Genomic DNA, 12,245 nt, shown 5'->3' on the forward strand with positions numbered 1-12,245 from the left:
TTGCCGGCGATAGGGCCGTCAAGGTCGATCAGTGGCCAAGCGCCACACGAAAACGCCGGGTACTGGCCACCGCAATCAGCAACCCGACTACCGCCACACTCCCCCCGACCAGGCCAATATGGGCCACATCCATCTGGCTGCTGACGATACTCCCCAGCAACGCCCCGCCACCAATACCGATGTTGTAGATCCCGGAGAACAACGCCATGGCCACATCCGTGGCATCCGACGCAAGCTTCAGGGTCTTGGACTGCAACGACAGGCTGAAGCTCAGGATCGCGATCCCCCAGAACATGCTCAGCACGGCGAACGCATAGAAGTTGCCGGACAGCGGCAACATCAGCAGCAGGCAAGCCGCCAGCAGCCCGATCGAGCCCACCAGAAAGCCATGGGGAAAGCGCTCGCTGTAGCGGCTGAACAACAGCGAGCCGAACACCCCGGCGCCCCCGAACAGCAACAGCACCAGCGTGGTGCGCTCGCCACCGATCTGCGCCACGTGCAAAGCGAACGGCTCGATGTAGCTGTAGGCGGTGAATTGCGCAGTGATCACCAAGGTCACCAGCAGGTAGGTAATCACCAGGGCCGGGCGCTTGAACAGGATCGGCAGGCTGCGCAGCGAACCGGAATTCTGGCTCGGCAGCAGCGGCAGCGATTTGATCAGGCAGAGCATGGTAGCCAGGGCCACGCCGGCAATGCTCAGGAACGTCACCCGCCAGCCCAGCGCCTCGCCCACCACCCGGCCCAGCGGAATCCCCAGCACCATCGCCAGGGTCGTGCCCGTCGCCAGCAGGCCCAGTGCCTTGGCCTGCTGCCCCGGCGGTGCCACGCGCACCGCCAGCGAAGCAGTGATAGCCCAGAACACAGCATGCGCCAGGGCGATGCCGATACGGCTCACCAGCAACATGGCGAAGCTCTGCGCCAGCCACGACAACAGGTGGCTGAGGATGAACACCAGGAACACGAACAACAGCAAGCGCCGCCGCTCGACGTTGCGCGTGAGCAGCATCATCGGCAACGAGGCCAGCGCCACCACCCAGGCATAGATGGTCAGCATCAGGCCGACCTGCGCGGTGCTCATGTCGAAACTGCCGCCGATGTCGCTGAGCAGTGCCACCGGCACGAACTCGGTGGTATTGAAGATGAAGGCGGCCAGGGCCAGCGCGATCACGCTCAGCCAGCTGCCGCCACCTTCGGTCGCTGGCAAATCCTTGGGTAGGGGTCCGTTCATGTGTGGAATTCTTTTCTCCGCAGGCAAGGCGAAAGGACGCGCATCAGGGGGGCCAAGTATCGGCCGCGCTGAAGCACGGTTTAGTTATTGGAAGGAATGCGGGCATGGTACGCGCCAATACCGGGCCTCACAACCAGGGGCAGATTGCGGGTACCATGCGCGCTCTGTGTGAACGGCAAGCGGAACAAGGAGTGCGATCCGCCCATGGACAAGCAACACCCCCAGCAACAGTGGCAGCAGGCAGTCACCGCCTATGCCCAGGCCATCAACCACTACGTTGCGCAAGGCCGCGCACAAGGTTGGGACGATCTCGAAGAACCCCAGGTACCGGCCACCGATCACCTGCTCGATGCCTGGCAGGCGTCGCTGCAGGCCATCAACCGCGCGGGCGTCGACGAACAACAACGCCAGGCCTTCCGCACGGCCTGGCCGCCCGCCCACCTGCCGCTGGTGCCGCTGCTCGATGCGCACGGACAAGGCATCTGCGCGGTCCTGCTGCTGGATGACGGCAGCCTGCTGGCACGCATAGGGATGCCCTACGAAAAGGGCCAGGTGGTGCGCATCGGCGATCAGCAGGTAACCCCGGTGATCGGCATCGACCATTTCGGCCGCTGCCCGCAACGCCGCTATTTCGCCCTGGCCAACGCCGAAGGGGTCAGGGTCACCGATGGCTGGGGCGGCCCGCTGGTCGCTCGCCTGCCCTGGCCCAGCGGGCTGGAGGGCCTGCCGGCCGGTTACCCGTTCGACCCTTTTGACCTGCCGCCGACACCGACCACGCTGGTGCCCTTCGCCGATGGCCAACGGGTACTGCTGGTCAGCGCCGAGGGCGTTTTCGTGCTGGCCGCCGAGGGTGCCACGCGGCTGTTGCCGCGCGAGGCGCAGATCCTGGAGGAACTGGCCGAAGGCACCGACCCGGACGATATCGCCCTGGGCCTGTCCATGGAGCATGGCGCGGTATCGCCAGACGGCCGGCTGATCGTGCTCGGTGAGCAGGGCAGCCGTCATCTGGTGCTGGACGAGCAGTTGCAACCGGTCGCCCAGATTGGCCCAGGCAGCGAGTACCCCCACTTCGCCCTGTTCAATCGCGCGGGCGACCAGTTGATCGTCAATGCCTGCCATTTCTACAACGGTGGCACGCTTGGCGTGCGCGTGGCGGACCTGCCTGGGCTGGACACCGAGTACTACAGCGACGACCCGCGCACACCCCTGCTGCAGGAAGGCGCGCGGGTGTACGCCGGGGTGGCGGGCAACGGCGAATACATCATCGGCGATGCCTATGGCTACCTGCGGGCCTTTGGCGAGGATGGCGTGGAGCATTGGCAGCATTACCTGGGGTCGACCATCAGCGCCATGGACATCAGCGCGGACGGGCGCACGCTGGTTGCGGCGAGCCATGCCGGGTTCATCTCGGTGATAGCCTTGGGCAGCGGGCGGCCTGAGTGGCAGATCGGGACCGGGGAGCATGGCGAGGTGCGGCGGTGGTTGTTCTGGAAAGGGTGGGACAAGGCGCTGTGCTGGTAGGGAGTCTGCACCGGCCTCTTCGCGGGACAAGCCCGCTCCCACAGGAATTCCACTGCTTTCACGGGCGGTGCTGTACCTGTGGGAGCGGGCTTGTCCCGCGAAGAGGCCGGTGCAGAAAAACAGATCAGCCCTGCAACGTCGCCATGTCGATCACGAACCGGTACTTCACATCCCCCGCAATCATACGCTCGAAGGCCTGGTTGATATTGCGGATATCCAGCAACTCGATATCACAACGGATATCGTGCGCGGCACAGAAATCCAGCACCTCCTGGGTCTCGGCGATACCGCCGATCAACGAGCCGGCCAGCACCCGGCGCTTGAGCACCAGGTTGGCCGCATGCAGCGCCGGGTCGACGGGCTCGATCAGGCCAACGAGGATATGCACGCCATCGAACTTGAGCGTTTCCAGGTAAGGATTGAGGTCGTGCTGCACCGGAATGGTGTCGAGCAGAAAGTCGAATCGGCCGGCGGCGGCACGCATCTGCTCGGCATCGGTAGACACGATCACATGGTCGGCGCCCTGGCGGCGAGCCTCGTCGGCCTTGGCCTGGGAGCGGGTGAACAGGGTCACTTCGGCGCCCAGCGCCTTGGCCAGCTTGATGCCCATGTGGCCCAGGCCGCCCATGCCGAGGATGCCGATCTTGTGGCCAGGGCCGACACCATGGTGCTTGAGCGGCGAATAGGTGGTAATGCCCGCACAGAGAATCGGTGCCGCGCTGGGCAGGTCCATGCCGGCCGGGATGCGCACCACGAAGTGCTCGCTGACCACGATGCTGCTGGAGTAGCCGCCCAGGGTGTTGCTGCCGTCGACCCGATCAGGGGTGGCATAGGTCATGGTCGGCCCTTCCAGGCAGTACTGCTCCAGGTCCTTGGCGCAGGCCTCGCAGTGGCGGCAGGCGTCGACCATGCAGCCAACGCCGACCAGGTCACCGACCTTGTGCGCGGTAACCTGCGCACCCACCGCCGTGACCCGGCCGATGATCTCGTGACCGGGCATCAGCGGGTACACGGCGATGCCCCATTCGTTGCGGGCCTGATGGAGGTCGGAGTGGCATACACCGCAATACAGGATCTCGATGGCGACATCGTCCGGGCGCGGGCTGCGGCGCTCGAAGGTCATGGGCGCCAGGGGGCTGGTCGGGGTTTGGGCGGCGTAACCGATGGCGGTGTACATGCAGTACCTCTTGAAGAAGTGAAACGATTCAGGCGGCGCATTCTGCGCGCCCGATGCTGCCGTGCCCACGGCAGATTCTCCGGCATGCATGCCTGATTCTCCGAACCTTGACCCAGGCACCTGGCGCCTGGCCTTCAATCTGCGATGATGCGACTGTCTGATTCTCTGCCCTGGTTCATCATGCAACTGACTCGCCACGTCGATGCCAACGCCACGTTGTGCACACTGATCCGCAGCCTGGCCACGCGCCCGGGCTTCGTGCCCACGCACCTGCCTCAGGTCCAGGTGCTGAGCTGGGACCACTATGTGGCCAGCAGTCCGCAGCTGTACGAACCCAGCCTGATGATCCTGGCCCAGGGCAGCAAACTGGCGCGCCTGGGCCCGCGCACCCTGGAATACGGCGCCGGCCACTACCTTGTGCAGGCGCTGTCGGTGCCGTTCATGTGCGAGACCTTCGCCACCGCCGATGCGCCGTTGCTGGGTGTGGCGGTGGATATCGACCGGAGTGTGTTGAGCGAACTGGTGCAGAGCATGGACCTGCCGCCCGACCCGGCCGTGCAGGCGCAAACGCCCCAGTCGATGACCTCGGCGGCGCTGGATGCGCCGATGCGCGACTGTGTCGAGCGGCTGCTGCGTTGCCTGCAGGACCCGCTGGATGCCAAGGTGCTGGGCCCGGCGCGGGTGCGCGAGGTGCTGTATACCGCGCTGCGCGGCCCGCAGGCCGGAGTGCTGCGGGCGCTGGTCGAACAGCAGGGGCACTTCGCCCGCATCGCCGCCGCCCTCGCCCACCTGCGCGAACATTACAGCGAGCCGCTGAGCGTCGAGGCGCTGGCCGCGCGCGCCAACATGAGCGTGTCGACGTTTCATGAGCACTTCAAACGCTGCACCGACCTGGCGCCGATGCAGTACCTCAAACGCCTGCGGCTGCTCAAGGCGCAGCAGATGCTGATTGGCGAGGGGCTGGGGGTGGCGCAGGCGGCACATCGGGTGGGGTACCAGAGCACCTCGCAGTTCAGCCGCGAGTACAAGCGCCAGTTCGAACGCAGTCCGGGGGATGAGTTGGCGTATCAGAGTTTGCCTGTTTGATTGCAGGGGCTGCTTTGCAGCCCATTCGCGGGACAAGCCCGCTCCCACAGAACCCCGCTGCCCTTAAGAACAATGGCGTACCTGTGGGAGCGGGCTTGTCCCGCGAATGGGCCGCAAAGCGGCCCCAATCACTGCCGCTCGACCATGGCAACAATGGCCGCCCGCAGCTCCTCCTTGGCCTGCCCCGCCTCCAACTCCCCCGCCGCAGCCGCCTGCGACAACGCATCCGCCGCCCCCACCAACAAACGCATCCCCGCCGCACTGATCGCGCCGCTCGGCGCAAACCCGCCCAACGCCGCCCGGCACTTGTCGAGAAACGGCTGCTCATAGCCCCGCTTGATCGCCTCCAGCTCCGGCGACCCGGCCAGCGCAGCCGACACCCCAGGCATCTCCCGCCCCTCGCTCATCACACAGTCCACATAAGCCTCGGCAATCACGCCGGCACGGCTGGCCAAGGTCGCGTCACAACGCGCCAGCGCCCGCTCCAGCATGTGCGACTGACGCGCGTCGTAATCCTGATAAAGCGCCGCCAGCAGCCCGCTGCGTGTCTCGAAGTGGTCATACACCACCGGCTTGGTCACCCCCGCCTGCTCCGCCAGGCGCCCCAGGCTCAAGGCCTCGGTGCCCTCTTCACGCACCAGCTGCCAGCCCACGTCGAGCAGCTGGCGGCGTCGTTGTTCTCGGGACAGGCGCTTGCGCGGCTGACCCTGATCGTCGCTTGACATCGCTTACCTACCAAAAGTAACTTACTAATCGTAACTTACCTTGAGTATATAGCCCTCAAGGCCCAATCGCACCCTCAGCGCTGGAGAAACGCCATGAACGCCTTGATCGTCGTCGGCCACCACGACCCGCATTCCCTCACCCACGCCCTCGCCGGGCAAATCGCCGAAGGCCTGGCCAGCGCTGGCCACGCCAGTGAGATCGCTGACCTTGCCAGTGAAGGCTTCGACCCGCGCTTCAGCCCCGCCGACCATGCCGTGCACCGCCGCCTGGCCGCACCACCGGCCGATGTGCTGCGCGAGCAGGCGCGCATCGACAGCGCCGATGCGCTGGTGCTGGTCTACCCGATCTACTGGTGGTCGCTGCCGGCCCTGCTCAAAGGTTGGGTCGAGCGGGTGTTCAGCAATGGCTGGGCGTTCGAGTACGAGGGCGGCACGACCGTCAAGAAACTGCGCGGCCTGAAGGTGCATCTGGTGGGCGTCGCAGGTGCCGATGCCGGTACCTTCCAGCGCCACGGCTATGGCGAAGCCATGCGCGTGCAGATCGAGCATGGCATCTTCGACTACTGCGGCGCCGAAGTGCTCGGTTCGACCCTGCTGGAAGACAGCGAGGGCCCGGCCGCCGCCCTGCTGCTGCCCAGCGCCCGACAACTGGGCGAGCAACTGTTCAGCGCCGCCCCATTGCGAGGTGTCCAGCGACCCGGCTAATATTGAGAACGATTCACACTCACAATTGGACGTCAGGCGTTGGACAGCACATCGACCCGCAAGCTGGGCTTTTTCTTCAGCGACCATCACCGCTGGCTGCTCCAACACATCCACAAGCGCCTGCGCAACCGCGCCGATGCCGAGGACACCGCCGCCGAAGCCTTCTGCCAGATGCTCGGCGCCCGTGTCGACCCCGACAGCATCCAGCAACCGCGCGCCTACCTCTCGACCATCGCGCGGCGGCTGATCTTCGATCGTCACCGCCGCCGCCAGCTGGAACAGGCCTACCTGGAGCGCCTGGCGCTGCTGCCAGAGCCGGTGGCGCCTTCCGCCGAAGAGCAACTGCTGCTGATCGAGGCGCTGGTGACCATCGACCAGGTGCTGGACGGCCTGCCCGCCATCGTCAAGGCGACCTTCCTGTACAGCCAGCTCGATGGCATGAGCTACGTCGATATCGCCGCCAGGCTGCAGATCAGCGAACGCACCGTCAGCCGCTACATGAAGCAGGCCCTGCGCCAGTGCTACCTGTGCGAGGTGCAGCCGTGAGCCGCCGTCGGCTCGACGCGATCAGCGAACAGGCCATCGACTGGATGGTGGCGCTCAACGCCCGCACGCCCGACGACGCCCTGCTGCAACGCCTGACGCACTGGCTGCAGCAGGACCCCGCCCACCAGCAGGCCTGGGAGCGCCTGCAGCGCCGCCTCGGCCGGCCGGTCGCCACCCTGCGCGCCTTGGAACAACGCGCCCCAGGCCATGCCGCCGAGGCGCGCCAGGTGTTGCTGCAACCCACCCATTCGCGTCGCGAGGTGCTCGCGGCCCTGGCCAGTGTCGGCCTGTTCGGTGGCGCCCTGTGGGGCGGCTGGCGCAGTGAGACCACCCAGAACTGGCTGGCCGACCTGCACACGGGCAGTGGCGAGCGCCGCAGTTTTACACTCGCTGACGGCAGCCGCCTGAGCCTCAACAGCGCCAGTGCCGTCGACCTGCACTTCGACGCTGGGCAGCGCCTGCTGGTACTGCGCCGTGGCGAACTGCTGATCCAGGTCGCAACCGACCCCCACCGTCCCTTGCGCGTGCGCACCGCCCAGGGGCAGGTCCAGGCCCTGGGCACCCGCTTTCTGGTCAGCCAGGAGGACACGGCCACGCGCGTCGTGGTGCTGGAGCACAGCGTACGCACCAGCCTGCCCGACGGCCGCTGGCTCGACCTGCAGCAGGGCCAGGCGGCGTTGCTGCGCAGCAACGCCATCGAACCCCTTGCAGACGATCAACAGCCGCGCGCGGCCTGGCTGAATGGCCGCCTGGAGGTGCTCGACGAACCGCTGCTGGGGGTGATCGACGCCTTGCGCCCCTATCTGCGTGGTTATGTGCGGGTGGCCCCTGCGATCGGCAACCTGCGGGTACAGGGTGTGTTCCCGCTCGACCAGCCACAGCAAGCGCTGCAAGCCCTGGCCGAGAGCCTGCCGATCAGCATCGAACACTACGGCCCGTGGCTGACCTTGATCGGCCCGGCGCAGGCACGCCAGAACAAATCATGAAAATCATTCTCAAACGTGTCCGGTTTTCATTTCTCGTTGCACCTATCTCCTGACAAGCCAATACAACCGGGAGAATTCCGTGCACAACCTCTGGCCCCGCGCCCTGCCCCTGGTCGCCGCCCTGACCAGTTTCAACGCCCTCGCCCAGGCGCAGACCCTGTCGTTCAACCTGCCCGCGGCGAGCCTGGCGGCCACCCTCAACCGCATTGCCAACCAGAGCGGTACCATCATCGCCCTGGAACCGGCGCTGGTGCGGGGCAAGCAGGCCCCGGCCGTGGTCGGCCAGATGAGCGCCGAGCAGGCGATGCAGGCGGCCCTGGCCGGCAGCGGCCTGCAATTGCGGGTGACCAGCAGCGGGCATTTCAGCGTGGCCCCGGCCAGCCAGAGCGAGGGTGCACTGGAGCTGGGGAGCACCAGCATCACCGACGATTACCTGGACGCCACCAGCGAAGGCAGCGGCTCGTATGCGGCCCGTGCCGTTACCCTGGGCAAAGGCACGCACAGCCTCAAGGAAATCCCCCAGTCGATCACGGTGATTACCCGCAAGCAGCTGGATGACCAGGGCATCACCGACCTGCAGGACGCTCTCAATCACACCACCGGGATCGTCGGTGCCCAAGGCATCGGCCCCGGCGTGGTGGTGACCTCGCGCGGTTTCCAGATCGACGACTGGCAGTACGACGGCGTGCCGATCCCGCGCAACAACTACTCGCTGGGCAACTGGGCGACCCAGGACCTGGTGTTCTTCGACCGCGTGGAAGTGCTGCGCGGCGCGTCCGGCCTGCTGCAAGGCACCGGCAGCCCGGGCGGTGCGATCAACCTGGTGCGCAAGCGCGGCCAGGCCACGCCGACCGTGACCGTCACCGGCAAGGCCGGCAGCTGGGACCACTATGGCCTGCAACTGGACGCCGGCGGTCCGCTCACCGCCGACGGTCGCGTGCGCGGCCGGATCGTCGCCGACGAAGACCAGAGCGACAGTTTCATCGATTACCAGTGGAGCAAGTCCCACTCCCTGTACGGTGCGCTGGACATCGACCTGAACGACGCCACCACGGTGGGCGCCGGCATCAGCTACAACCGCCAGGAGTCGCGGCCGATGCTGCGTGGCCTCCCCCGCTACGCCGACGGCAAGCCCATCGACCTGCCCCGCTCGACCTTCACCGGCGCCCGCTGGAGCCACGCCGAAACCGACGTGACCACCTACTACCTCGACCTCGCGCACCGTTTCAACGACGACTGGGCATTCAAGGCCGCCGCCGTGCGCATGGACGAAACCAACACCTCCACGCACCAGCGCGTGCAGTCCACTGGCCAGGGCGTGGAGCCGGACGGCACCGGCATCACCTACGCCGACTGGATCACCGACTTCCACAACACCAAGCTCGGCCTGGACATGAACGTGATCGGCCACTTCGACACAGGCCCCCTGGCCCATGAGATCACCGTCGGCGGCAACTACTCCAAGCTGACCTCGGACGACGCCTACTGGCGCAACTTCGACGCCTCCGACGACAACATCTTCGACATTGACCACAACCGCCCCGAGCCCAGCCGTGACAGCATGTTCGACGGCGAGCTCGCGCGCGCCAACAGGGCCAGCTATGACATTCGCCAGAAAGGCCTGTATGGCGTGTGGCGGGTCAAGCCCACCGACGACCTGACACTGATCGTCGGCTCGCGCGTCAGCTGGTTCGACTACAGCTGGGACTCGATCGACTTCAACAGCCGTACCGACCCCGGCAACCGCCACCCCACCAGCCGCATGACCGAGACCGGCGAAGTCACGCCCTACGCCGGTTTCATCTACGACCTGACCCGCGAATGGGCCTGGTACGCCAGCTACACCGACGTGTTCGCGCCGCAGACCGAACGCGCCGTCAACGACGCGCCGCTCAAGCCGGTGATCGGCAGCAACTACGAGACGGGCCTGAAGGGCGAATTGCTCGACGGCCGGGTCAACGCCTCGTTGGCCGTGTTCCGCTACGACCAGGAAAACCGCGCCGTCACCGACGTGGCCTCTGGCTTCGCCTGTGACGACTGGTACTGCTCCACGGCATCAGGCAAGGTGCGCAGCCAGGGCGTCGAGGCCGAAATCAGCGGCGAGGTGATCAGCGGCCTGCAGCTGTTTGCCGGCTACACCTACAACACCACCAAGTTCCTCGACGACCCGGAGGAAGAAGGCCGGGTGTTCAGCCAGTGGACGCCCAAGCACATGCTGCGTACCTGGGCCGACTACACCCTGCCGCTGGCCGACCAGCGCTGGAGCACGGGCCTTGGCTTCACCACCCAGAGCCATACCCTGGGCTACGAGCGCACCTACACCGTGCCCGGCTACACCGTGTGGAGCGCGCGCCTGGCCTACCAGCTGACCCCGGAAGTGAGCCTGGCGGTCAACGGCAACAACCTGTTCGACAAGAAGTACTGGGTGGCCGGCTTCAACCAGCTGAACGGCAGCAACAACTACGGCGAGCCGCGCAACTTCATGTTCACGGTCAAGTACACGCCCCAGTTCTGACCCCGTCTCATGCCGTCAATTGCCACTGCGCCAGGGGCCAGTACTGGCCTTTACGCGATTCGTAGAGCGTGAAGTGCCGGGCAGTCACGAAGAAGTCAGGCGCCACCGTTGCTTCCGGCGCCTGGCCGCGAAACTCCCGTGACAGGGTCAGGTGCGGCCGATACTCACGGGCCTGCTCGGCAACGCCAAGGGGCAGCAGCGCCTGCTGCAGCCCATAGACCAGGTGGCGCAACGCTGGCGGGGTTTCCTGCGGCTCCAGCACCAGCACATTGGCGCGGGGCCAGACCTTCAACTGATCGAGCAGCAGGCGCAGCGGCGCGCCCGGGCGGGCGAGGTTGTCCACCGCGGCGCAAATCGCCGGCACCTGTGCGGCGTCCACATCCCCCAGAAACAGCAAGGTCAGGTGGAAGTTCTCGCTCGGCACCGGTTTGCCGCTGCGCAGGTTCAAGCCACGCCGCCACTGCGCGAGCGAACGCCGCTGCGCATCGCTGACCGACAGGGCGAAAAACAGCCGCTTGAAGGGGGCGCCACTGGGGCGTACATCCAGAACCATGGGAGCTCCTCACACCTAAAACGTTTGCGCAATCTGCAGGGCATTACACCTAAGTCGCCCAGCAATCACCCAACAATAGGTACAAACTGCCCCCATGATTGTTTATGCTGGCGAACTTATGCCATGGCGCATGGCCTTTTTTTCGACAAGTAATCGTCCATGAAAATTGCACTCGTACTGATATTCGCCCTCTCGATCGCCTATGTTCACCTGCGCGGTCGGGTACGTCACAAGCTGAGCCGTCAGCTGGGTGACCACTCCAGCTTCCTGGCCCCGGTCAACAGCTTCCTTTACCTGTTTTCCAAGCATCCGGCCAAACCCTACCTGCCGGTGGAAGCCTTCCCCGAACTGCAGCCACTCAAGGACCACTGGCAGGAAATTCGCGAAGAAGCCCAGCGTTTGCTGCATGTCGGCGAGATCAAGAAGTCCGATAACTACGACGACGTGGGTTTCAACTCGTTCTTCAAGACCGGCTGGAAGCGCTTTTACCTGAAATGGTACGGCGAAAGCCACCCGTCGGCGATGAACCTGTGCCCGCGCACCACCGAGCTGCTGCAGGGCATCGGTTCGGTCAAGGCCGCCATGTTCGCCACCCTGCCGCCGGGCGCCAAGCTGGTGCGCCACCGCGACCCTTATGCCGGCTCCTACCGCTACCACCTGGGCCTGGACACACCGAACGACGATGGTTGCTACATCGACGTGGATGGCGAGAAGTATTCCTGGCGCGACGGCGAGGCGGTGGTGTTCGACGAAACCTACATCCACTACGCGGCCAACACCACCGAGCACAACCGCATCATTCTGTTCTGCGACGTCGAGCGCCCGCTCAAGTACCGCTGGGCCACGGCGTTCAACCGCTGGTTCAGCCGCAATGTCATGGCCGCGGCGGCAGCGCCGAACGATGCCAATGACAAGACCGGCGGCATCAACCGTCTGTTCACCCGCATCTACAAGATTCGTGAGCGCGGCAAGGCGCTGAAGAAGCGCAACCGCAAGCGTTACTACCTGGAAAAATGGCTGTTCGTAGCGGCGCTGGTGCTGGTGTTCGTCTATATCTGAGCATGCCGGGTGTTTTTTGGTGTTCTTCAGATCGAGCGCCGCCCGCGCGGCGCATCGCGAGCAAGCTCGCTCCTACATTTGTTGAAACGTACCTATGTCTGATAGGCCATGGTTGCCTGCCTGGTGGGTACGACGCGATTCTTC

At 65.5% G+C, this 12,245-nt stretch carries 11 protein-coding genes; 7 read left to right on the forward strand and 4 right to left on the reverse strand.

The window, feature by feature from the left end; all coding sequences use genetic code 11:
* Nucleotides 1-28: 28 nt before the first annotated feature.
* The gene (locus PMI38_RS17925; protein ID WP_008096805.1) at nt 29-1,228 is read right to left on the reverse strand and encodes a sugar transporter; all 1,200 of its coding nucleotides are present in this window, start codon (nt 1,226-1,228) and stop codon (nt 29-31) included.
* A 204-nt stretch (nt 1,229-1,432) separates the two neighbouring features.
* On the opposite strand from PMI38_RS17925, the gene PMI38_RS17930 reads away from it, so the two are divergent.
* Nucleotides 1,433-2,749, forward strand: a complete 1,317-nt coding sequence (locus tag PMI38_RS17930; protein ID WP_008096807.1) for a hypothetical protein — start codon at nt 1,433-1,435, stop codon at nt 2,747-2,749.
* A 124-nt stretch (nt 2,750-2,873) separates the two neighbouring features.
* Here the strand turns inward: PMI38_RS17930 and calA are convergent, their stop codons facing one another.
* Nucleotides 2,874-3,926 carry a vanillin reductase gene (calA, locus tag PMI38_RS17935; RefSeq protein ID WP_008096809.1) on the reverse strand — a complete coding sequence of 351 codons (1,053 nt, stop codon included), beginning with the start codon at nt 3,924-3,926 and terminating at the stop codon, nt 2,874-2,876.
* Nucleotides 3,927-4,106: 180 nt separating this feature from the next.
* Between calA and PMI38_RS17940 the strand changes: the two genes are divergently transcribed.
* Nucleotides 4,107-5,012 (forward strand): AraC family transcriptional regulator, encoded by a 906-nt coding sequence (locus PMI38_RS17940; RefSeq protein WP_008096812.1) that lies wholly within the window; start codon nt 4,107-4,109, stop codon nt 5,010-5,012.
* 128 nt (nt 5,013-5,140) lie between these two features.
* Here the strand turns inward: PMI38_RS17940 and PMI38_RS17945 are convergent, their stop codons facing one another.
* Nucleotides 5,141-5,737, reverse strand: coding sequence for a TetR/AcrR family transcriptional regulator (locus tag PMI38_RS17945; RefSeq protein ID WP_008096815.1), 597 nt, complete (start codon nt 5,735-5,737; stop codon nt 5,141-5,143).
* A gap of 93 nt (nt 5,738-5,830) precedes the next feature.
* On the opposite strand from PMI38_RS17945, the gene PMI38_RS17950 reads away from it, so the two are divergent.
* From PMI38_RS17950 to PMI38_RS17965, 4 genes are all read left to right on the forward strand, one after another.
* Nucleotides 5,831-6,442, forward strand: a complete 612-nt coding sequence (locus tag PMI38_RS17950) for an NAD(P)H-dependent oxidoreductase (RefSeq protein WP_008096817.1) — start codon at nt 5,831-5,833, stop codon at nt 6,440-6,442.
* A gap of 39 nt (nt 6,443-6,481) precedes the next feature.
* Nucleotides 6,482-6,988: a sigma-70 family RNA polymerase sigma factor gene (locus PMI38_RS17955; protein ID WP_008096819.1), complete on the forward strand. Its 507-nt coding sequence runs from the start codon at nt 6,482-6,484 to the stop codon at nt 6,986-6,988.
* Nucleotides 6,985-7,974, forward strand: a complete 990-nt coding sequence (locus PMI38_RS17960) for a FecR family protein (RefSeq protein ID WP_008096820.1) — start codon at nt 6,985-6,987, stop codon at nt 7,972-7,974. The genes PMI38_RS17955 and PMI38_RS17960 overlap by 4 nt, the downstream gene beginning before the upstream one ends.
* A gap of 79 nt (nt 7,975-8,053) precedes the next feature.
* A complete protein-coding gene (locus PMI38_RS17965; RefSeq protein ID WP_008096822.1) occupies nt 8,054-10,489 on the forward strand; it encodes a TonB-dependent siderophore receptor in 2,436 nt (811 codons plus the stop codon).
* A 7-nt stretch (nt 10,490-10,496) separates the two neighbouring features.
* On the opposite strand, the gene thpR is transcribed toward PMI38_RS17965, so the two are convergent.
* The gene (gene thpR / locus PMI38_RS17970) at nt 10,497-11,042 is read right to left on the reverse strand and encodes an RNA 2',3'-cyclic phosphodiesterase (protein ID WP_008096823.1); all 546 of its coding nucleotides are present in this window, start codon (nt 11,040-11,042) and stop codon (nt 10,497-10,499) included.
* A gap of 159 nt (nt 11,043-11,201) precedes the next feature.
* Here thpR and lpxO point away from each other — a divergent pair, with 159 nt between their 5' ends.
* A complete protein-coding gene (gene lpxO, locus PMI38_RS17975; RefSeq protein WP_008096824.1) occupies nt 11,202-12,101 on the forward strand; it encodes a lipid A hydroxylase LpxO in 900 nt (299 codons plus the stop codon).
* Nucleotides 12,102-12,245: the final 144 nt, after the last annotated feature.

Source organism: Pseudomonas sp. GM84 (genome assembly GCF_000282535.1).
GTDB lineage: Bacteria > Pseudomonadota > Gammaproteobacteria > Pseudomonadales > Pseudomonadaceae > Aquipseudomonas.